14 protein-coding genes are annotated in these 23732 nt (G+C 38.2%); 6 read left to right on the forward strand and 8 right to left on the reverse strand.

Annotated elements, in window-relative coordinates:
* From G466_RS22560 to G466_RS0117895, 4 genes are all read right to left on the reverse strand, one after another.
* A partial coding sequence (locus G466_RS22560; protein ID WP_157373988.1) for a hypothetical protein occupies window positions 1-846 on the reverse strand: 846 nt, incomplete at its 3' end.
* 40 nt (window positions 847-886) lie between these two features.
* The gene (locus G466_RS0117885) at window positions 887-5950 is read right to left on the reverse strand and encodes a T9SS type A sorting domain-containing protein (protein ID WP_026814864.1); all 5064 of its coding nucleotides are present in this window, start codon (window positions 5948-5950) and stop codon (window positions 887-889) included.
* Between the two features lie 3 nt (window positions 5951-5953).
* A complete protein-coding gene (locus G466_RS0117890; protein WP_157373991.1) occupies window positions 5954-8014 on the reverse strand; it encodes a fibronectin type III domain-containing protein in 2061 nt (686 codons plus the stop codon).
* Between the two features lie 80 nt (window positions 8015-8094).
* Entirely contained in the window at window positions 8095-13161 is a 5067-nt protein-coding gene (locus G466_RS0117895; protein ID WP_026814866.1) for a hypothetical protein, read from the reverse strand.
* Window positions 13162-14120: 959 nt separating this feature from the next.
* Here G466_RS0117895 and G466_RS0117905 point away from each other — a divergent pair.
* Complete coding sequence (locus G466_RS0117905) at window positions 14121-15455, forward strand: Kelch repeat-containing protein (protein ID WP_157373994.1); 1335 nt, start codon at window positions 14121-14123, stop codon at window positions 15453-15455.
* 382 nt (window positions 15456-15837) lie between these two features.
* Complete coding sequence (locus tag G466_RS23985) at window positions 15838-16134, forward strand: hypothetical protein (RefSeq protein WP_157373997.1); 297 nt, start codon at window positions 15838-15840, stop codon at window positions 16132-16134.
* A 64-nt stretch (window positions 16135-16198) separates the two neighbouring features.
* On the opposite strand, the gene G466_RS24770 is transcribed toward G466_RS23985, so the two are convergent.
* The 4 genes from G466_RS24770 to G466_RS23990 all read right to left on the reverse strand — a co-directional run bounded on the left by G466_RS24770 (window position 16199) and on the right by G466_RS23990 (window position 17314).
* Window positions 16199-16378: a BspA family leucine-rich repeat surface protein gene (locus G466_RS24770; RefSeq protein ID WP_373296645.1), complete on the reverse strand. Its 180-nt coding sequence runs from the start codon at window positions 16376-16378 to the stop codon at window positions 16199-16201.
* A 3-nt stretch (window positions 16379-16381) separates the two neighbouring features.
* Complete coding sequence (locus tag G466_RS24775; RefSeq protein ID WP_394331703.1) at window positions 16382-16495, reverse strand: BspA family leucine-rich repeat surface protein; 114 nt, start codon at window positions 16493-16495, stop codon at window positions 16382-16384.
* 76 nt (window positions 16496-16571) lie between these two features.
* A complete protein-coding gene (locus tag G466_RS24780) occupies window positions 16572-16715 on the reverse strand; it encodes a BspA family leucine-rich repeat surface protein (RefSeq protein WP_084418958.1) in 144 nt (47 codons plus the stop codon).
* 428 nt (window positions 16716-17143) lie between these two features.
* Window positions 17144-17314: a hypothetical protein gene (locus G466_RS23990; RefSeq protein ID WP_157374000.1), complete on the reverse strand. Its 171-nt coding sequence runs from the start codon at window positions 17312-17314 to the stop codon at window positions 17144-17146.
* 417 nt (window positions 17315-17731) lie between these two features.
* Here G466_RS23990 and G466_RS0117930 point away from each other — a divergent pair, with 417 nt between their 5' ends.
* The 4 genes from G466_RS0117930 to G466_RS0117945 form a co-directional block, all read left to right on the forward strand.
* A complete protein-coding gene (locus G466_RS0117930; RefSeq protein ID WP_026814869.1) occupies window positions 17732-18238 on the forward strand; it encodes a hypothetical protein in 507 nt (168 codons plus the stop codon).
* A gap of 449 nt (window positions 18239-18687) precedes the next feature.
* Entirely contained in the window at window positions 18688-21636 is a 2949-nt protein-coding gene (locus G466_RS0117935) for a SusC/RagA family TonB-linked outer membrane protein (protein WP_157374003.1), read from the forward strand.
* A gap of 18 nt (window positions 21637-21654) precedes the next feature.
* Entirely contained in the window at window positions 21655-23340 is a 1686-nt protein-coding gene (locus tag G466_RS0117940; protein ID WP_026814871.1) for a RagB/SusD family nutrient uptake outer membrane protein, read from the forward strand.
* Window positions 23341-23466: 126 nt separating this feature from the next.
* On the forward strand, window positions 23467-23732 hold a 266-nt coding region (locus G466_RS0117945), incomplete at its 3' end, for a transposase (RefSeq protein ID WP_026814872.1).

Consider the following 23732-nt stretch of genomic DNA (forward strand, 5'->3'; position numbering starts at 1 on the left):
AGCGCTTAAAAACGCCGCCTGGGGGTCTATTACATTGTCCCAAATCTCTACTAGGCTGAGCTCATACTCCACATTGGTGACATTGATACTCCTAGGGGTCCACTGAAAAATAATGTTCTGCGGATTGGTCTCTGCGATATTGGCCCTGTTTACAGGTGCTATCAAGAAGGCCGGTTCGTTTTGGAAAATAACGCTGACCGCACAGCTTTTTTGTGAGAGCTGTTTACCGGTAGTAGCATCCAACACTTCAAAACAAAATTGATAGGCACCTTCAGGAATGGCTTTACCATATACGTTGGGTGAAATACCCGTAATATTTTCAAATTTAAAATACGGCGCCAAGTCTACATTGGTAAGGACTAATGGACTTCCTCCTTCCAAAAAGAATGGACCTGCCCCTACCACCATATCGTTGCTGCGGAATTGGATACCATTTCCTTGGAAGTAGGCCCGCAGTCGCACTTCCCTATTGGCGATTTGAAAATCGTTCAGGATCAGCTGCACACGTAGGGGACTATTTATGGTACCGGCATTGGCATATTCGGAGAAATAAATGGGTGGAGGAGGAGTGGCCTGCGGAATTACTTGTACAGGAAAGGATTGAGCAATTGAAACGAAAGAACTGATGAAAAATAGTAGACTATAAAGTAGTCTCATTATATTAAAACGACACCATTTATGATTCTTATACCCTTCTTTAATAGATGTAATAATAGAAGATGGGGTCAACTCCCTGAACAACAAAGTTTTCGATAGATAGCATGTTGTCACATTACCTTTATTAAACGAACACAATCCTTTAATAAAGGCGGCTAACAAAACGAAATATAGGACTACTGCTTTCATATTCTATCGATTTTGTCTTACTCACTTCTCAACATTCATTCTATTTTAAAATCACTTTCCTTAAAGAATTTCCAAATGGTGTTTCTAGTACCACTGCATAGACTCCCGCTGGTAAGCCAGAAATGTCAAATGGAACACTATAAGAGGTGCTGCCTCCTTCTTTTGCAGAAGCCATAAGAGCGTTATTGGCAAAATTAAAAACTTTAATACTGATGTTGCCCCTTTTAGAAAGGGTTATATCGGCTGTAAACTTTCCATTGGTAGGGTTGGGATAAATTATAAAATCTTCCAACTGCTTATTAGAATCATTATTAATATCTACGACTTCATTATTTTCATTGGCAACCACAAGAACCTTCTTAAATCGTTGTGCCGAACAATCTCCAATTTTTATTATGATACCAACTTCATACTCCCCTGCTTCATTGAAGATAAGTTCTGCCTCATCGGTAGTTGTTCTTACAATCGTTACCCCATCGGGAATTACCCATTCCAAGGATTCTGGAAAGGGAAAGCTAAGATCTATGACCATTAGAGACTCTCCAGTGAATACTTGACTGGACATGGCAAATTCGGCGTTGATTTCCTCCTCGCTTACCTCTACTAAAACACTTCCTGTTGCACTACATCCATTTTGGGAAGTAATAGTAACTGTATACGTACCGCCTTCAGTTAGTGTAATGGTAGGAAGGGTGCTGGTAAATCCTGTGTCTGAGGTCCATGAATAACTGGCGGTGACATCTTCTACATTTGCACCCAAGACCAGCTCTTGTCCCCCACATAAAGTCCTAGTTTCTCCTAAATCCACTTCTAGCGGTAATGGATCCTCTATTACATAAGTTCTATTTAGAGGGTCGTTCCCTAGGCCACTTATAGTAACTGTATAACTGCCAACAGTTAAATTGTTAATAGCAGTGGTTGTTGCACCCGTATTCCAATTATAGGTGAAGTTTCCATTCCCTTGATTGACTAAAACTGAGATGCTCCCATTAGAATCACCAGAACAACTAGGCTGAACAATGGTTTCATCTACAATGTCTGGTTGACTAACCTCATAATTTTCAATAATACTACAACCATTTGCATCGATTATAGAAATTTGATACGTGTCTGATGACAGGTTGGAGATTGACCCTTGATTACCGAGACTTGCATTATCCGATTGACGTGTCCAGTTAATATTATAGGGGGTTGATCCTCCTGCAACACCTACAGTAATACTACCGTTATTAGCCTTATAATCTGAAACATTAATTATGGAGACATTTGTAATCTGAATGCTATTTGGAGCATTATTGACAGTTACCGTAATTTCAGTGAAACATGCATTGGCATCCATGACCTCCAATGTGTATTCACCTGCTCCTATATTGCTTAAATTTTGATCTATTTCGCCATTGCTCCATATATAGGAATAAGGGGCAGTACCTCCTGCAACCGAAACATTAATTGCTCCTGTAACCTCTCCACTACACAAAATATCTTTTACTTCATCTACATGTATCGTTAATGTATCGGGTTGGGTGATGGTAAGTGGTGATGTATTTACAATATTGTTATTGGCATCCGTGACTTGTAAAAAATATGTTCCGACAGTTAATCCTTCAATAATTCCAGTATCCCCTGAGAGTGCCAGACTACTGCCATTTACAATTTGAAACCACTCATAGGTATAAGGAGCCGTACCTTCTTGAACATTGGCAGTGATTTCAGCAAAATCATCACCATTACATTTTAATAAAACAGTTTTGCTAATAGTCGCTACAAGTGTCTCTGACTCTACGGGATCTACAATACTGAAACTGGTAACTAAAATACAGGCGCCGGGAGCGGAAACAGTTACCTGATAGTCGCCCGCCACTAGACCAGTAACATCTTTAGATGTGACTCCATCAATCCCACTCCCTGTCCATTCATAGCTATAGTTAGATGCATCGCCGATGAAGGCTAAGGTAATAGCCCCGTCAGCTCCACTAATATCAGTGGGATTCGTTAAGACCGTATTTGTTTGATCAAGAACGGGAGCGCCAGCCTGTGTTATTTCCACAGTTTCGTTATACTCACAACCTCTGACATCACGTATAGTAACAATATATGTCCTAGGAGGTAGATTTATGAATTCTGGGTCCGACTGATAGTTATTAAAGGAATCGTTTATGTGGTATTCATAACCGGACCCTGAGGGAAACGGGGTGCCTCCTGATACGTTGGATATTAAAATGGTTCCTGAATTTGGAATTCCACAACTTGACTTTGTAATTGCGATAGTCGCGGTTATAAGTGATGCTTCCTCTATTATAAAATCTTGATCGCTATTTACTTCATTACCGCTGTCCACTTCAATAATGTTTAGAGAGTATGTGCCTAACGACAATCCCTCAAGCGATGCCGTGCCGTCCATGGTAGGTGTAGAAGCCAGCAAGGTTCCCGTAGGAGAGCCATCATTTAGAATCCAGTTAAAAATAAGCTGTCCCGTTCCCTGTGCAGTAGCAGTGAGCGTTCCATTATCTAATTCGCTGCAAGAAGCTGTACCATTGAAGCTTAGAATTGTTAAGGGACCTGGTTCAGTAATTGTGATGCTAATGGTGTTATCACAATTATTGGCGTCTGTCACCGTAACGGTGTATTCCCCAGCTCCCAATTCATTAATGAAGTTTGGAGTTGAAGTATCGTTGTCTACATAGGTTGTTCCGTCTTTCTCCCATGAAATGATGTATGGATAACTGGGTTCAGAAAATGGAGATCCGCCAGTAATATTTAACGTTATTGTACCCTCATTGCCACCATATATAGTGGCATCTGTTTTAGTGGTGATGACCTCTATTATTGGGGCCTCTTCTACAATAATATTTTCTAAGCTCTCTGATTCGCATCCATCTTGATTCCGGATAGTAACTCGATATCGACCAGGTGCCAAGTCGGTAATGGTATTGTCTGTCAAAGGAATCCAATCCGTTTCATTTGGAAAAAAATCCAGACTGTACTCATAGGAAATTCCTCCTGTAGCAGTTAGGGTTATACTTCCATCATTAGAATCTTCGCATTGAGTCGTGTTTGGAATGACATTGGTTATAGTTACGGTTGAGGGATTATCGATTTCCACCATCGTAGATGATATATAAGGATCATTGTTAAAATCCGCATCTGAAACTTCACCATTTGAAACCCTTAGAGTGTGTAAACCAGGGGTAGTAATAGAGTTTTCAACTAGGGTGGGATTACTACCGGTTTGGATGGCCGAGGCAACTCCATTAATAATCCATTGATAACGATATTTATCATTGAAATCGGTTATAGGAACGCTTATGGATGCATAGCTCCCTTCACAGCCCATTTGCATTACAGTGGGGTTCCCTAAGATTGGGATAGGATCTGTTCCGACAATCAAGTCTGCTGTTCCTTGAGAGCATATTTTGTTATTATATTTTATGATAATGCGATAGGTTCCGATAGGGAGACTGTCAAAAGAAACTTCAGGCCCTCCTGGTGTATCTATGGTATTTGGATTCGAGTCAAAAAATTCAAAAGTGTCCGTATCTGAGTTAAATTTGGTTAGCGAATACAAATACGGTTTAAAACCACCAGAAAACCCTACCCGTACGCTCCCGTCTGATGCCTCTGCAGTTGATGTAGTACTCGCTATGGGATTGGAAAAAACTACTGGTGGTATAACAGGTAAAATGGTATATTTATATCTTTCTCCTGAACAACCGGTGCCTCTGATATTATAAATTCCTCTTACTTCTACCGTTTGTTGTTGGCCTTCAATAGCTTCAATTTTCAGTATATTATTTGATATATCTACGGATTTCCAGCTTGTACCGTTATCCATACTATATTCGAATGAATAACTACCTCCAGGATCAAGATTGTCCCCCCCTGTTGCAATATTATTGAAGTTGAATATGGCGGGATTGCCACAAGATGCAGGAGTATAGAATTTGGGATCAGAAGTGTTTAAGGTTACTTGAGTGGGTTGACGAATCGTGAACGAAGGGACTATTTCTCCACTTTTTACTGTTGCTGTCCCTTCAAAGTACTTTACTTCTTGATAAACTATAAAATAGTCTTGCTGATTAAGTTCATCAGGAGGTGGATTAATACCCGAGTTGATGCCTTCAAGTCCAATATATGTGCCTGAATAAGAACCGTCAATTTCATTATAAGTTAAATAACCTGCACCACTTGGGTTATCTGGACTTTTCGGACTAAATCGTACTCCGCCATAAACTTGAGGAGGTGTACTATCCATAGGGTCAATATTAAGATCCTCAGGTTTTCCTTGAAATATGAAATATCGCATCTCCCAGCCGCCAGCCTCGTCTACATTGCCCTTGAAGTTAAGGGATACAGTACCATTGCTTTCCCCATCATCATCACCTTTAAAACAGGTGGGGTTTGTGTATTGTATGTAATCGTCATATCTGAGTTCTATGGAGCAATCACTCCAAATATAGGTTGCAACATGCGAATAATCATTCAAACTATTATAGAGTCTAAAAGTTATGACTTCATCAATTAAATTAAGTTGGTCATTTGGGTCAGGGTATAAATCTTCTAAACTAACATTTATACTTGAAGAACTACTTGCAAATTCTTGTTCGTCATATCCTTTGGCAGAATATAACCATGTATATGCTTCAGTAGGATGCCCTTTACTAGCCTGAACTGTAATTTTGTCCTTGAAGCACCTTCTACCTTCTGGAGCGCTTATCTTAATTTTTTCCAATAGTAAGATTCTAGCACTCCATGAGAAACCTTGTCCAGAAATATGAAAATCAGATTTGCCATTAATGCCTAAGGAGACCATTCCATTATCTGAGCTAGAGTATAATCCAAAATCTAAACTAGCGTTCCAAGGAAGAGCGTCAACCATTGTTGTGTTGGCTAAAATACCGCCTCTTGTAAATGCAGAAGGGGGACTGCTAAGTGATTGAAAAAATTCATTAAATTCAATAACATTTCCAACTCCGATAGAAACATTTCCATTATAGGGGTCAATGCCGCCCACGTATCTATATTCTACATATATATCATATTCTTTATTCTGACTAAAAGCTAGGTTTGAAAGAATAAATAAAACAACAAACAAATTCTTTTTCATAACCTAATATTTTAAATTTATCTCTTTAATTAAAGAATTCAGACCCCCATTTAGGACCAATTGTAATCCGTAGGTATAGTCCGTGTTTATCTCCAAATCGGTATCGTTAAATCCCTTGGAGTTGCCGGCTAAAGTTTTATATAATTTTAATTGCCTACTATTTACGCCTCGATAAAGTCGAAACTCAATAACATCACTGGATTTCACCTTCCAAGAAAGGTTTATGAATCTCAATTCACGATTTACAGCACCTTGGAGTTTTATATCGTCACCACTTAATATTTTTCCATTCCATACTATACTTATGGGATTTGCTGGTAAACTCTCTAAGCCCACAGAATCTTTGGCAATAACTGTGTAATTATATAAGCCTGGATTTTTGAGCGTTTTATCATAATAAAGGGAATCGTTGTTAGTGAAAGATTCATATAATCTTTCCCATACCATTTCTGGCGTGTTTCCCATTTTTCGGTATACAACATGAGATGACACATCTACACTACAACTAGGGTTCCAAGAGAGTTGGATTCCTTCTTTGGTTACTAAATAGTTATTTAGCAAGGGGGATGTTGGAGGAACTATATCTGGTTTATCCACCGATAAAATTTCCGAAAATCCAGAACGGTTATACCGTAGATCCTCGGCAACTATTTTGTAATGTACTTTTTGGTTCAGGTTATTTATAGGTATAGTGTCCACAAAGGTTTCACCTCTTAATGTGGAATTAGTCAGTTCGCTAAATTCCATATCAGGCCTATTGCTTTGAAAAATGCGATACCCACCCAAATCATCTTCTAAATTTTTGGTCCAGCTTAATTTTATGATTCCTGTAGAATCTACTATAGCATGAAACCCAATAGGTGGGGCAGGTGGGGTGGAATCAATAGGTTGTACCATAGTTGCATACGACTCACTTTCTACTCCATTTTTACCTAATGCAACAACAGTATAATAATTAATTCGCTTTAGGTCTGTAACGGTTGTTTGTCTTTCTGTAACTGATAAACCAGTTTTTACTGTCTCAAAAGGTCCTTTTTCTTTATTGGCACGTCGAACCTCAAAACCCTTAATAAGGTCGTTACCATTTTTATCAAATTCCCAGTATAGGACTGCGTTGTTTTCAGAAGGAATTTCCTTTTTATAAATACGGGGGACAAATCCTAGGTTTTTTGTTGCTTTGCCCAGTAACGGTTCTGTAGATGGTCCTGTTTCTCCAAAAGCTGTTTTACCTTTAATTCGATAGTAAAAATTTGTATTGTTGGGGATGGAATCAGTATAAAAAAGAGATGCTTCTTGACTGTGATTCGATTCTTGTGCATTGAAAATGGGTACACCATTTAACTGTTTAAAATTATTGTTATCATCAGACCGCTCAATAACGTAACTTGTATATACGTGTTGCAGTAGATTGAAATTCCAGCTTAGCATAACATTTTCATCAGCAAAAACAGCGGCTAATCCTATCGGTTTTGGTAATTCTTCGTATAAGTCGGGACTTGCGAAAACGCTGCCTTCTATAATATCCAGACTAGTTTCTATTGGTGTGGCTACCATGATTTTGTAAACGTATTTCTCACCAGGTTTAACATTGGTATCTTCAAACGCCCAACCAGCTAATTTTGCTGCTTCAAAATTTTGTTCTGCTGCGAGTAAAGCAAAAGTAAATCGTTGTTCTAATTCATCGTTTACGGCATATATTTTACCCATTGCATTTTTAGGAGATTCGGTAATAAAGCTGTCGCCATATAAGGCCTGTGCTAACACCGCTGCACTTTGGTCGGAGACAGCGAGCACCTCCCACTCTGCCAATGGTCTGGGTTTTAATGGGGCACTTACCAACTGCTGTCGCTCTATGGGAATCACTGCTTCCCCATTACGCGAAATGGTGCTTTTCTCGATCAAGAAACCATATTCGTTCGACTTTTTCCATGCTAAAGGCTCATCCACAGCCCAGCGCAATAGAACCTTATCGGGTAGGGAACGTGCAATTACTTGGACGGAAGGCTTTTCTTGAGCGTTCACCCAAGAAACCAATAATAATATTAATGGTAGTATATGTTTCAAATTTTTATTTATTATGTTATTATGACCAACCTTTTTCCCGTTCAAATATTTGTTCGAATAGCAATCGTGATGATTGACTATTATTCGTTATAATATTTAATTTCGTAACCTTTTTGGTATAAATCGCCTGGGGTTCGATAAATTAATTGTGCTTTGTAAGTCCCCAATGGTAAATTAGGTAGGCTTCCTTCCATTATGTATTTAAATGCCTCATATTTTTCTAAATTTCCACTAGTTTTATTGTATCTACTTGTAATAGTATTCCTGAGATATACTAAATCTGTCTTATAAGTATAGGGTAGGTTGTATATAAAGGGAATCCTATTTCTTACCCAAGTAGAATTAGGGTTTACCTCTAGATGAGCCAAATATTCATTCCCTATATTGAAGGCGCGGATAGGAGGAACGCCTAAAAGATCCTCATCCCGATTTACTCTAATGTTGCCATCTAACGGATAATTTTTATAAATAAGGGGGTAAATACCTTTTTTGTAATAATCATCTTTTAGTAAAGCTTCTGCATAAACCAATGGAATTGAGTTGGTGTACTTGCCGCCAACTACCTCCAGTTTATCCAAGTACTCATAATCCGCTACTTTAATAGACATGGAGTGGGCAACTTTATTATAGTTGAGTAAAAAACTGGTTGCTTTTAAGTCCTTCACTTTGTTTTTGAAGGATTCATGTTTACTAGTCTTAAAATTATACTCTAAAATTGATTTAGGTGTACCGTTGGAGAGTGTTACCTTATTAGCTTTCTTTCCTGAAATAACAGCGCTCCCAGCAATATTTATGGTTTCTTTTCCCTGTGAGCCCGAATCTACATCGTACCAATTGGTGTCACCAACCTCGGCGTCGGTTATTAAGTCTTCTTTTACAATTTTAATTTCTTGTTTTATTTCTGCACCTGGAGGGAAGGCAATGAGATTTAAAGTGTAAGGTGCGTTTAACATCATATCAGGTACGTCATAATAGACGGTCGATTTAGAGCGGTCATAGGAAAGATTTGTGCGTATTGCTTGACCTGTACTATTGTCTGAAAATTCAGCACGCATCTCATATCCAGCCTCAAAAAGGTAGTGTTGAGGCTGTTTCATTTTTAAATATCCTTTTTTGTATTCCTCAGGATAAAAGCTTTTCTGATCAGGGACAGGATACATGTATACGATATTTTCCATGGAGATATAATCTGGAGCTTTATCTGTTTTAAAAATCACCTCCTTTTTCTCTACTATAGGTTTTCCATTATCTAACATGGTTTGGTAAGTGCCGCCTATTTTTTCATCAAAACTAACTTCCACGACCACTTTTACTTGTTTATGAGAGGGTAAAGTTTCAATTGGTTTAAAGGTTACAGCATCCCTCTTGTCGTTCCATTCCAAACTGCCTTCAAGAGATTTCCCTTCTGATGTAACACTAAATTTTTGCAATTGGAGTTTAAAAACTCTTGTTCCGCTTTCTAATTCCACGTCAAAACTTTGGTTGGCAGGATAGTTAAAAACTGCCTGGGGAGCTGTAAACACCGAAACGTCATCACTATTATCCGATGGGGACACATCAGCAATCATAGGCACACCTATTGCATTGTTAGTGTTTTCTAATTCACATTCTTCACCCATCTCTACCTTTAGGCGCATGCGTCCGGAGACTAATCCCCCTAAAATATTATAGTACATCCCAACATGACCCTTTATATAAACCGGATTAGGAAACTGTCCACGCAACATGGCTGCTACACCAGCTTCTGCAATCTGAAATTTTCCTTTTATAAATGCTAGATTAACTTGAACTCCAAACTGTCCGTACAGGTATGCGTAAATCTGTCCCATGGAATACCACCCATTGTTACCTACTGGTTTTGGACGTCCTACACATTTCGCCTCTGGATAATAGGCGTGCATTACATCAAATCCTGCCCCTGCTTCCAGCGATGCATAGAAAATGGCATAAGAATAATTTTCACGATATATGAAATTAAGACCAAACGCAAACCCTTTTGCAGCTTCCAACTGATTTTGCTTACGATTGCTATTTAGCAGATCACTACCCAAAATTTTCACTACTTGGGGATGTGGATCTAACTGGGAGGGTAGTTTGGTTCCTGTCATAAAATATCCGCCAACTTCTAGTTCGAACATTTCCATGGAAAAAACTAACGAGATACGCTTTTGTGGGGTACCTATATAAATATACCAATCATCAGGACCGGTATGCATTTTCGCATATCCTGCTTGATTATCGGCACCTCCGCCACGGATGCCTTCTAAATCTAAGTACAGTTCAAACTCGCCATCAAAAGTTTGGTTAATAAAGTCTTTCTCAATACCAACATATACTCCTATACTTCCCTTTTTAGCAACATCTGATTTAGGAACGGATACTTGGGCAGCTTCCAAATAATTACCATCTTCCAATAATTTCTTAATTTTCTTCTCATTTTTTACGATTGCCTCCTCTACCTTTTTAAGGGTTTTTTCTAGAATTCCCATGCCTTCTATTGTACTACTTACATTCCCTGATTGCTTATCATTCATAAAAGTTCCTTCTCCGGTAAATCCTATCCTATTTAATCCTCCATGGGAATTGAACTCCATATCCAAATATGCCCTTCCGCTAAAAGCATTTTCATTTTTTGCACTGATTCCCACTCCTGCTCTTACGCTCAGATCAGTGTTGCTATCTGGTTCGTAAACTGCTGATGAGGGCGAAAACCCATCAGAATTGCCACTTACTTTTTTCATCTTATGGGAAACACCACCTACAAATGAGTTTATCTGTAGTTTTTTGTTGGTCTTATCTTGGTTTTTATCAGAGATAACATCAATAAACCAATACCTAAAATCCTTACTACCAAACATCGCTTTTCCTTCAGCAGTGTAATTTATTTCTTCTATCGTGAGAGTTAAATCTCCTTTAAATCCATCTCCATAAGTGGAGTTGTCTTCCATGATGGCCAACCCTCCCTTTAGTCTAACTTTGCTTTTTTCATAATCTACTTGAAGGCTATCAATTTTAACTCGTTCAAATTTCCATTTCTGGATTTTCGCATCATCTTCCAATTTTCCGATTACCGCCATTTTAGTAATCGCATGGGAACCTTCACTGTCCAAATTTACTTTGAGGTCAAAGGAAAGTCCAACCTGATTATCAGGAGTTAATAGTTCCATTTTTTCCACCGAGGCAGGGAAGTTCATTAATTTCATTCCTCCTTCAAATCCAAAGTTTTTGGCGCTAATCACTTTCTTTCCAGGCTCGGTTTCCAACTTTAAACCTTCGAACCTAATTCCCGGAAAACTAAAGCCATTCCTGTTCTTCTCGGTAGATTCTGGTTCGGCTGATTCCTCTTCTTCCCCTTCTTTTTGATTTATTTTTCCGACAATGGATAGTTGGCCAGATAAGTTTGCGGAAGGGTATACATTGCCTTCTATTACGTCTATTGCCACACTCGAGTTTCGTTCCAATAGCATTTCACCTAGAAAAACGGGGGTTTTATACTTACTTTGCATACCTACTTGTAGACCATAGCTATCATGTTGTATGTACCCCTTATAATCAATTGGTTTCTCAAAAATAGGGACGGCTATATCGCCCCCAATTTTGCCGCCAGTTAATGCGTTTCTCGAAAAGGATAGACTTATGTCAGCAATGGTAAAGGCCCACTGTCCTGCCGAACCCTCACCTATATTTAAAACATCTTCGGCGAAAAAATTACCGGACACACCTTGACTATCTAAGATTAGATGCTGTGCACCAAATTGGACTCGTTTTTCGGATGATTTTACGTTTTCTATGCCTTTAGGTAACATTATACTTATCTCCTTCGCATAGAATCCACGCCATAAATTACGTTGGCCCCTAGTTAGAACTTCATTATAATCCTTTGGAAATTTTATTCCATTTATGTTTCTACTATCACTAAGATCTAAAACCGTTTTTTTGAGATTAAACCCCCATCCTTTTAATCCTCTTACTTCAAACTGGGGTAAGGAAACTTCAACTAGCAAGTCGTTCCATCCATTAGCTTTTACACTAAAGCCTGCACCTACATAGCACTCATTTTTTATAATATCTGAACCTTTGAAGTATTTGTCACCTGGTTGGTCGCCACATTTGTACTTGCCACCGCTGGTAATTGGCAGTAGAATATTGCGGGATATACGTAGGTCAGCCTCTAGTCCAATAGATTTTAATCCAGAACAGTCAAATTCTACATAGGATTGGTCCCCAAAAGCACCAGTTTTAAGATTAACACCTCCTTTAAGAGTTAAGAGCCAGCTATCCCCGTTTAAGGTGATAGCTTGATCCCCCAACAACACCAATTTCATATCCCCCAATAGGGCTCCATCATGTGAGAGTTTTATGCCTTCTGCTCCAAAGTAGAGTTCCCTGTAGGGTTCTCCACTGGGTCCTTTTATAGGAATGATCATCTTTGCCCAAGCATTAAATTCTGCATATTGAGGTTTAAAAACCACTTGGGTTATTGCTAGTTCAATAGTATTTCCGGAAGTGGAGTCTTTTTTACTGAGGCCTACTGGTAATTCCATTAACTCCTTACCAGTAATGATATCCACGAAGTTTCCCAATTCTTTTACTGCATCAATGGCTCGTTTTGCTTGCGCGACCAATGTATCTACCTTTGGGTTCTTAGAGAAATTAGCAGCTATAAACTCTTGGGTGAATTCAGGTTTTAAATTGGCGAAAGGAACATTGAATTCTTGATTTTTAACTAGATTTTGGTCTAGGGAGGGAAAGTTCCTTGTTTCTCGTTTTTCAAATGTTGAGAATGTTTTACTATTTGGATAGTCAGGTGACGATTTGGTGATTTGATCGATTAGACTATTCTCTTTTCGATGAGTAGCTATTTGTTTTAAGTGTGCTAAATAGTTTTTATTCGTAGTTGATGAACTGTTTCGTTTATCAAGGATAAAAGAATATGATTTTTTAATTTTAACGCTGTCATGATTCATAAAGTATCGGTTATCATTAATCGATCTGTTAGGTTTTTTTAATTTTTTAAAAAGATAGCTGTTCTCTGATTCATCAATGTATGACAGACTTAGAACATGAAGCTTGTCAAATCCAAGTACAGTTATAGTATAAAGGCAAGCCCAAAGCAATAAAGTGATTTTTGCGGTCTTTTTTTTCATAACTCAGAATTATGATAGGTTGGTTCTCTTTTAATTTGCTTGGTGGTCGATTTTAGCGCAGCCTAGCATCGGCGCTTTTCAGGTATAATGGTAACTGCTCTAGCTTTAAAATTGTGCTAGCGTATCCTTCATTAGTATTTCTGCCTATATAGACCCTAATCTATTAAGTCTATGAAAACATAGCTTGGCGTAGGATGAAACTCGTTGTCAAGAGACCTCTACATTCGCTTGATAAACTTTTTTTGAATAAATGCAGTTGAAAATTGAATAACCTTAAGGTTTTATCTATAGAGTTTTTTCTTGGGGTAAAAGGTTTATTATTTATTAAATTGATCTGGAATTCTCGGTTGATCTTTTGTAAAAATGTGATGCCAGTAAAATTTTTAGCAGATGTAATGTATAGGAGTCTCCCCTTTATATTCATGTTTAGATTGAACCAAGATATGGGGTTGGTGCATATATTAGGGTCATAGGGATGGAAGTAGGTAATGATTTTTGGGTTTAAATTACATTCATAGACCTTAGCTGTAGTAGTCGACTGGTTATATAGTAGCGAGTGCCCTTTGTCCGGTCGTACAAAAATGTTAATCTGGAAAAAACCGAACATTTCGATGGTCATATCTTACTGTTAGATGTTAAAAAAAGTTAAAAAATTAACAGTATCCTAATTTTTTCGTTGAATTACCACGTGTAATTTAAAATTGTGTTGTTTTATTTAAATAATATTAAACTTAAAGGGCAAATTACTGTGGTTATATAGCTTTTTTAACTCCCATTGTTATTTTTTCATACGCTCCTGAGAAGGCTTATTAAACCTATGTGAATAGGAAGGGGATTGATTTGTGGTACCTAAAAGTATCAGCAACCTTCCCCTTAATTGTAGTCTTTTCCTTTTTATTTTGAACCTACAATATACCGTATCATAGGACGTTAGGATTAAAACCCTAAACCAATACCTTATGAAACTACGTTACTTTTCACTACTTACATTCTCTTTTTTAATGTTCCCATCCTGTTCTACGGACGATACCGTTGAACCGGTACCTATTGATAAAGAAGAACCTACCGAGGAGGAAGTTGAAGAACGCAAAAATGTGCCCCCAGATTCGTTTAATCTGACTGCTTTAAAAAATGGAGCGACCGGGGTAGACACAAATCCAATGCTTAGTTGGGAAGCCGCTGTAGACCAAAACAAGGATGCGGTAACCTATGACGTATATTTGGATAACCACGAATCTCCTGCAACCAAAATAGCTGAAAATCTAACAACGTTAGAATGGGTTATTACCGAAAATTTAGAGAAAGAAGCTACCTATTTTTGGCGCGTGGTGGCAAAAGATGCAAACAATGCAGAAACAGAAAGCGCTGCAATTTTTAGTTTTACTACTAGAGGGCTACTATTTTCAGAAACAGCGGTAGTTGCAAATGCTGCATTTTCTAAACGTAACCACCATTCCCTTATTGAATTCAATGATAAACTATGGCTCATAGGGGGTATAGATGATTCGTTTAACTTAAATGAAATTTGGTCTTCAACTGATGGTGAAAATTGGACCTTAGTGGCAGAAGACGCCTTAAATTTACCACCAATAGAGCATACGTCTTTAGTGTATAATAACAAATTATGGGTGATTTCGGGTTCTTTTAATAGGGTTTGGTCTTCAGGTAATGGTATAGATTGGGTAGAAGAAACTAGTTCAGCAGCATTTAGTAATAGAAAGGGACATGCCAGTGTTGTATTTGATGACAAAATGTGGGTGATTGGTGGTCATTATGATGGAATTACTTTAAACGATGTATGGTATTCCACAGATGGTATAACTTGGACAGAAGCCATAGAAAGCGCTGCTTTTTCCCCAAGAGCTGAACATACCGTCCATATTATGAACAATACCCTGTATCTTATGGGTGGTGCTTCCGTTGAAAACTTCTCGCAACGCTTTTATAATGATATTTATAGCTCTACTGATGGTATCCATTGGACCCAAATTAGTACCACTTCAGTGTTTCCCGTAAGGTCATCCCATACCGCCGTAACTTTTGATAATAAAATGTGGGTTACTGGGGGATGGAGTGCCATAGTGAACCAAGAGACTACTATGCAAGATGTTGTTTCTTATAACGATACATGGTTTAGTGAAGATGGAATTTCTTGGACGCAATTAACGGTTGATGCTAGTTTTACAGGCAGATTAAATCATACAGCAACTGTCTTTAATAATAAAATCATTATTACAGGAGGCATGGAAATTATTTCTAGCGAAATGTTTAATGATATTTGGACCATAGAATAATAACCTAGTAAGATGGTGTCGTCCTAAAATAGGTTGGCCTTTTTTAAAGACTTTAAACCAGTGTAGCTAGCTTCACTGGTTTTTTTTATTATATGAAAAAATGCTTCCAGTTAACGCTCAAATAAGATCTTTTAGTTGTAGCGGCGTGAATAGAGGTTATGATTGTTTTTTTGGTTCATTTTTAAATGTGTAAAGGAGGACCTCCTTTAAAGAATCGCCAATGTCCTTTCTATAACGTCTAGTTTAATTGAACAGTAATGATGATTTACAGCCGTGGGCCGCACAACGCTTGGTTAACCGATTAGAAAATAGTGCCCCTCTACAACGCTTCTTAAAGCGTAAAGGAAGTCCCATGCTAAAATGAAGGTAACGGGTAATAAAAATGAGCTTGGAAAGGAAGATGGGTATGGAACTATTAAAAAGGAAGTCAGGAAGAAATGGGAAAATGAGTTTTGATAGTTATAGAGCATCCGAAAGGACTACGGGATTCATCTATAAAACTCCACCATTAAAAAGCGATCCGCATAGTGAAGGGGAAACAAGGATCCGGCAGGCCGAAGGCTCGGTACCTTCATGTTTGCTTCCTAATGTGTATTTAGAACAGCTTATAATGGTCATACAAGGTCTTAGTAATTGCCATACGCAGTTGTTTTCGTCACTACTATATCATCAATTGTAATATAGGTCTTAAAGCAAGCAAACGATAAGGTAATTAATTCACCTCAATTATATTTATAATGGGCTTATCCATTAGGTCTACTATCAAAAACGAATGTATTTGGCAAACCACTACGATAAACAATTGAATCCATATTTGCAGTTTCTTGTATATTCCAGACCTTAATCCCTGGTTGATTGAAAGCTGTGGCAAATAAAAACATGCTATCTAAATTAGATGCATTTGATATATCCCACTGACTAATATCTTATTTAAATTCTACGGCATTACGGAACATCCAGTCAGATCTTGTTATGCTGCTCATATCCCATCTTCCTATATCTTGATTGAATTTTGTGGCATAAAAGAACATAGCACCCATATCGGTTACATTAGAAACATCCCAACCGCCAATATCTTGATTGAAACACTTATGGCAAACATTCCATACATATTTTCTACATTAGAAACATTCCAACTACCCAAATCTTGATCACATATATCCGTGAGGGAAACATAAAATTCATATCCGTTACCTTAGAAACATCCCAATTGCCAATATGCTGATTAAATGTATTTGCACTATAGAACATTTCGCTCATGTTGGTACAGCGCCCTACCAATATAAATTAAATAGGAAAATAGTAACTCATTTATTGGCAGTATTTTATAATCCTTGTAAAATCTATTTTAAACTCACTATGCTAGTAAAATTTTAGCTTAAGAAGTGAGCGTTATAGATACAGGGTGTTGATTATTAGTCAGAGAGGAAACTGTGATGTATGTTCCTATAAAAAGGTAGAGAAGATGATATTGGAATACAAAGGTAGGTTGTTTACAAAACCTAAAGAAACTTTGATTCTAGAATAGGGGCATGCCAATGTTACTTAATTATCACAGAAGCTATGGTTGCAATCACTAATTATTACCAATGGATTATTTGTAGCCAAGAACCAAAGGTGTTTTTCCCGTAGTTACCTTTGTAATACTAATTTTTATAGCATAGGATCCCCTACGGGAAAACAACCCGCTAATTGTAGCCACCTGTATATGGATTTCGATTATTGTTTTTATGGTCTATGTATTTTACAACTTTATAGACAATCATCCCTAGGACAATCATAAAACAAAAGGCAATAGAGGTAAGGGGATATTTATCCATTATACCCATTATAGGTTCTATAATTTCTATAGCATTCATGATAACAAAAAAGTTTTAATTTGAGACCAACCTTATTTTGTTGGCTTACATGGTTTAGATTGGGTTAGTCGCCAATGGTTGCTTTTAAACTTCATAAATAACGTTAAGGTTTTCTTTAAGGTTTGTTAACGGGAAACCTTCTAGACTCCCTTGTTTTATGGGGATTAAAGTGTTTGTAACGCTAAGGTGTTGGTTAGCAATTTCTTGGTGGGGAGTGGTTAATTAATTGGATAGTAATCCCTAGTTGTAAATACTATTTTTATTGTCAGACATTTTTATTAAAAAAAGGTTGAAAAAGGATTTCCACCACCATTTCTTTCGGTTTTACAACAAAAATAGTGCGCTTTAATATGAAGATTTTAGTTATGATGGGAACCAAGATATCCTTCTTTCTGAGGATTATTTAAACCAACAAACATGAAAAATAATGTCGCAGTCTTCTTATTTTGTCTATTAGGAATGGGCCTTTATGGTCAGCGTGGAATGAAATTAGGAATACATGGCGGATTGCCCCTAAATGACTTTCAAGAAGAAGCGAGTATAATGCTGGGTTTGGATGCAGGCTACAGATTTGCACTAGGGGAGGTGGTAGATTTTGGGGTAATGACGGGATATATACATGCATTTCCGGAAAAATATCATTTGGAATATGGAGAAAACCTTCCCCGTATCCAATTTGTTCCTTTGGCCGGTTCTATAAGAGTATGGCCATCCAATTCCTTTTCCATTGGGGGAGATGTGGGTCAGGCTCTTGGAGTAAACGAGGGGAATAAAGGGGGTTTCTATTACCGGCCTGCCTTGGCCTATTTAATGGGCGCCCAAACCGAAGTGAATGTATCCTATACCGGAATAAAACTAGATGAAAAATCCTGGAACACCGTCAGTATTGGTATTGTCTATACTATTGATTTTAAAGCGTATTAACAGCTACCGCGAAAGTGGAAAAATCTAAACGTATATGTTCTTTTTATTTAGTTGGTAATTAAAGCATTTCGTCTTTAGCGGCAGTCTGATTTCCATAAAGTGGCTCTAGGTCCTATTACATACTAACCAAATTGCTATTTCAAATTTAATTTCTCCTTGGTGGGGAAGTGGTAAACTATATAGTAAACCATGAGGAAAAGGACGTATCTCTGTTACTCCCTTAATCTGATGTTCCTTATAACGCTAGGTTCTAATTATTTCCTAGCCCCCACCAAACATGCTATTCCTTTTCTCTTAAGGCTTGCATTTTTAGAGTAAGGCAATTCTTAACAAATTAATTTATAGGAGTTTATGCAAACCTTTGCATAGCATATTCCTGTTAAAAGATTCTTAATATGGCGGTTTTATTGTTAATTAGTGGGCAATCACACTAAACTAAACTGAGAATTATGATAAAAAGAAAAATTTTGATGCTGTTGTTTGCACTAGTTGTAACAATGTCGTCATGGGCCCAAACAAGAATTACCGGTACGGTATTCGATGGACAAAATGTTCCCTTGCCTGTTGCAACTGTTTTGGAGAAAGGAACCTCCAATGGAACAACAACCGATTTTGATGGTAACTTTATTATTGAAGTATCGGATGAAAGCGCAACTCTTATCGTTTCTTTTTTAGGATATGCCAGTAAAGAAATTCCGCTTAATGGTCAAACCAGTATTAGCGTAGTGCTCCAGGAAGACTCCTCGGAATTGGATGAGGTGGTGGTAGTGGGTTACGGAACCCAGAAAATTAAAGATGTCACCGGTGCGGTTAAACGGGTTACCAGTGAAGATTTCAATAAAGGAGTAGTAACCAATGCAGGTCAACTTATACAAGGTAAGGCCGCAGGGGTAAATGTCACCTCCTCTAGTGGGGAGCCTGGTAGTGGCCAACGTATTGTAATTCGTGGACAGGGGACCATACGTCAAGGTTCGGGTCCGCTTTTTGTATTAGATGGATTTCCATTAGGATTGGCAGGTACAGGTTCTGGAGATAGTCCTTTAAATTTTATCAATTCGGATGACATTGAAAGTATAGATGTGCTTAAAGATGCTTCTGCTACCGCCATTTATGGATCCAGAGGTGCTAATGGCGTAGTGATTATTACTACCAAAAAAGGTAAGGCAGGGGTTTCAAAATTATCGTTGTCCTCTAATGTAGGACTCTCTACCTTGGCACGTAAATTAGATGTGTTTAGTGCGGATGAATTCCGGAAACAAGTTGCTGCAATTCCAGGAAACGAACTTATAGATGGTGGTGGTGCCACAGATTGGCAAGATGAGCTAACCCGGACAGCAATAACCCAAAACCACAACCTGGTTTTGTCTGGCGGCAACAACAAATTAAATTATTACGCCTCTTTGGGAATGCAAGATCAGGAAGGAATTGTATATAATTCTGACCTTAAAAGAACAAGCGCTCGAATTAATGTAACCCAAAAACTTTTGGATGATCGATTAAAAATTGACTATAATTTAAATACGACCATTACAGAACAATCTAGAAATAATAATTTAGGATATGCTACCAACCCTACTTTTGATGCGTATACCGCAGATGGTAAAATCAATAATCCCGTAAATTGGAACAATCCATTACTACATAACAAATATGTGGGGAACTTTTCCGAGTCTAGGAAGATATTGATCAATGTAGCGCCATCCTATGAAATTTTAGAGGGTCTTATTTACAAAATAAATGTAGGGTACGAGAATAGTTCCTCAGATAGTGACCAACAAACTATAGCCAATAGTGAGCGAAATGATTTGGGCTTTTTAAGACAATCATTCGGAAAATATAGAAATACCCTTGTAGAAAACTATTTAACTTATGGCTTTGAAGTTGGAGAGCATAACCTTAGTATTTTAGGAGGTCATTCTTATCAAAAAACTTTTGCGCGTAGTAGTAGTTGGTCCATAGATGAATTTCCAGCGGATACCGGTATAGATCCAAGAAACAACCCTGGATTGGGAGGAGATACGAATATAAGTGACCATAGACCTTCAGGGAATACCTATGAAAATGAATTGCAGTCCTATTTTGGTAGGCTTAATTGGGATTTTAAGGGGAAATACCTCTTTACTGCAACCGTAAGAGCCGATGGTTCCTCTAAATTTGGAGGGAACAACAAATATGGGGTATTCACTTCTTTTGCAGGATCTTGGAGAATTATAGAGGAAGATTTTATGAAGGAATCCATCTTCAGTGATTTAAAATTAAGGGCAGGATGGGGACAAACCGGTAATCAGGAAATTCCAAGTAAAATTACAAAAGCTTCCTATTCGGTTAGTAACTCCAACAATGTGAGTTATCCAATAGATCAAAATGGTCCATATCCTGTAGGTTCTGTGTATACGCGTTTTGCTAACCCAGACATACAATGGGAAGTTTCAACCCAATCTAATGTGGGGATAGATTTTGGATTGTTTGATGGAAGTTTAACCGGTACAGTAGATTATTTCCATAAAGTATCCGATAATATTTTATTGGAAGTTGTGCCTGTAGACCCTATTGTGCCAGCACCTACCTATTGGACCAATGTACCCGACATGACCATAACCAATAAAGGGTTAGAAGTAGCGTTGGATTATGCTAAACGAAACCCCGATGGTTTTTCCTATGGATTTGGAGGTAATGCCACATTTATAGATAATATGGTGAATGATTCGCCTTTTACCATAGTAACTACGGGTTCTGCTTCTGGGCAAGGTCTTACCGATGCGACTATTAACGGATTTGTAAGTGGGCAAGCCATTGGTGCCTTCTATATGCAAACGTTTATAGGAATAGATGGGGATGGTCTTTCTAAGTTTGCAGACACAGATGGGGATGGTGAGATTACAGAAAAGGATAGAAGCATTGTGGGGAGTGCTCTGCCGGATTTGACCTATAACTTCTATGCCAATCTTAGTTATAAGCGACTGGACTTTAATGTGAATTTTAACGGGGTATCTGGTAATGAAATTTATGACCATACCGCAATGGGGAGTTTTTATAAAACGCTATTGAGCAAATCTAATAATACCACCCCTATTGCTATACAATATCCTGAAGAAAGTATCATTAATTCGGCAGCAGTTTCTACACGTTATTTAAAGGATGGTTCTTATTTAAGGCTTAATAACATGACCATTGGATATTCTTTTGATACAAAATCCATGGCCTGGGCTTCCAATTGGCTTCAAGAGCTGCGCTTGAGCTTTACAGGGCAAAACTTATTTGTAATTACAGATTATGACGGGTACGATCCAGAGGTAAATACGGATAGTTCCACAGGAGGGATTCAATCATTTGGTATAGATAAGTTCGCATATCCCAAGGCAAGAACATTTGTTTTAGGTGTAAACGTATCCTTTTAATAAAAAATAAAATTAGATATGAAAAACAAGATAAAATTAGCATTGTTGTTCGGCAGCATCTTATTAAACTGGAATTGTACGGATCTAGAGGAAACTGTATTGGACGAGTCCTTAAATCCGAGTACAGAAGGTATTGATGAGGCGGTTGCGGCTATAGCACCAGTATATGCAAATATGAACAATGATATTTGGAGGCATACCATATATTTTGCCATGCAAGAGATATCAACTGATGAGGCCATATTACCCTACCGTGGAGGTACCGATTGGGGCGACGGGGGAAAATATTCCGATTTATACCGGCATGCCATGACGCCTGGAAATGCCATTATGAAGGATGTTTGGAATGGGGTCACAAAGCATATAGCCAGATCTGTGAGTGCAATTAATGCCTTAGAGCCATTAAGTGAAACCAATCCCCAAGCGGTAGTATATCTGGCAGAGGCTAGAGCGATGAGAGCACTATTTAACCATTTATTGTTAGATGCCTTTGGGTTGGTGTTCGTGAAGGACAATATAGACGACCAGTCGGTTATACTAAGAGGAAGTGAGGCAGTTGATTACATAATAAGTGAATTAAAAGCTGTGGAACCTCAACTATTAACAACTACCGAGGTAGGTCCGGGAAGAATGACAAAAACGGGGGTTCAGGCATTGTTGGCCAGAATTTATTTAAATGCAGCCGTATATAGAGATCCTTATGGCACCCCAAATTTCACGCCGGCAGATATGGATGCCGTAATTCAATATACCAATCAGGTTATCAGTTCTGGGGAGCATGCGCTATCTGCTGAGTATTTTGAAATCTTTGATGATGAAAATCATACCAACAAGGAATTAATTTTTGCGGTTGACCAACGCGCAGATCTAGATGGTCATAATAGAATGGCTTACTTTTCTATATCTGGAGACTTTTACCCGCTTCCGGAATTTCCCAATGCCAATGGTACCGATGGTCCTGCCATCACTTCAGATTTTTATCAAACTTGGGTAGATGCCTATGGCGATGTAGACCCAGCAGAGGCTGATCCTAGATTCCATAAAGATAATTTAATCAATGAGCCTGGCTGCGTAAGTGCTGCAGATTTTGAAGTGGACAGAGGTATTTATAGGGGCTTGTTATATGGAATGCAACACGAGAAAAAAGGGGATCCATTTGAGCGATGTGAAGGAGATAAGTATGTGGTAGATCTTGTTGTAAACAATAGGTCCGATGTGGGGGATCCTGTTTTTCATACCCTAGAGGTAGATTTTACCACCAATAGTTCTCATAGTAATGGATATAGGGTATTAAAATATGAATTTAGTAAAACCTCCGATTCTGGAAGAAATAAAGGGCAGGCAGATCTAGTGGTACTCCGTTATGCCGATATATACCTAATGCGCGCAGAAGCGCAATTGCGCAAAGGGGACGCAGGTAGCGCCCTGGCCGATGTAAATTTTGTTAGGGCCGCTAGAACAGCAAGACACACTGCCCCCGCATTGGAGACTATGGACCTAGATATTTTATACCGTGAGCGGGGATTCGAATTTTATTGGGAATTTCAAAGACGGACAGATATGATTCGTTTTGGAAAATATGAAGACTCCTATACAGAAAAAACAAATTCGGATCCACAGAAACGCCTTATGCCAATTCCTCAAAGTGCCGTTGATGGGGCTTCAATAATTGAAGGTTATTTGGTTCAGAACGCTGGGTATTAATAATATGCGTTAATTTTTATTGTTAGTTTGTTAGTTTGTTTTAGTTGGGAAGAGGCTGTCTAAAAAGGCAGCCTCTTTTTTGTGCTTTATATTTTAAGAAAAGTCCTGTTTTTCGTATCTTAAGGTATGAAAAGAAAAGTTGTATGGAAGACCAACAGTCAGGCACAATTGAGTCTTCTTCCACCCAGTTATGATGATCTTGTTCCAGAGCACCATCCTGTACGTATCGTCAACAACATTTTGGACCAGATAGATATTACCTCCATAGAAAGAACCTATAAAGGCGGTGGCACCTCAAGCTATCATCCTCGGGATTTGCTCAAAATCTTAGTCTACGCCTACCTTCGCAACTTGTATTCATCCCGTAAGATCGAACAGGCATTGGGCGAGAA

The organism is Arenibacter certesii DSM 19833 (assembly GCF_000429545.1).
GTDB lineage: Bacteria > Bacteroidota > Bacteroidia > Flavobacteriales > Flavobacteriaceae > Arenibacter > Arenibacter certesii.

Excerpts from the sequence above, each read along its gene's own strand:
- G466_RS24775 (WP_394331703.1), bottom strand. The coding sequence starts at position 16,495 with ATGGGTGCTATGTTCTTTTATGCCACAAAATTCAATCAAGATATAGGA.
- G466_RS0117940 (WP_026814871.1), top strand. The coding sequence starts at position 21,655 with ATGAAAAACAAGATAAAATTAGCATTGTTGTTCGGCAGCATCTTATTA.
- G466_RS0117905 (WP_157373994.1), top strand. The coding sequence starts at position 14,121 with ATGAAACTACGTTACTTTTCACTACTTACATTCTCTTTTTTAATGTTC.
- G466_RS23985 (WP_157373997.1), top strand. The coding sequence starts at position 15,838 with ATGAGCTTGGAAAGGAAGATGGGTATGGAACTATTAAAAAGGAAGTCA.
- G466_RS23990 (WP_157374000.1), bottom strand. The coding sequence starts at position 17,314 with ATGAATGCTATAGAAATTATAGAACCTATAATGGGTATAATGGATAAA.
- G466_RS24780 (WP_084418958.1), bottom strand. The coding sequence starts at position 16,715 with ATGAGCGAAATGTTCTATAGTGCAAATACATTTAATCAGCATATTGGC.
- G466_RS0117895 (WP_026814866.1), bottom strand. The coding sequence starts at position 13,161 with ATGAAAAAAAAGACCGCAAAAATCACTTTATTGCTTTGGGCTTGCCTT.
- G466_RS0117930 (WP_026814869.1), top strand. The coding sequence starts at position 17,732 with ATGAAAAATAATGTCGCAGTCTTCTTATTTTGTCTATTAGGAATGGGC.
- G466_RS0117885 (WP_026814864.1), bottom strand. The coding sequence starts at position 5,950 with ATGAAAAAGAATTTGTTTGTTGTTTTATTTATTCTTTCAAACCTAGCT.
- G466_RS0117935 (WP_157374003.1), top strand. The coding sequence starts at position 18,688 with ATGATAAAAAGAAAAATTTTGATGCTGTTGTTTGCACTAGTTGTAACA.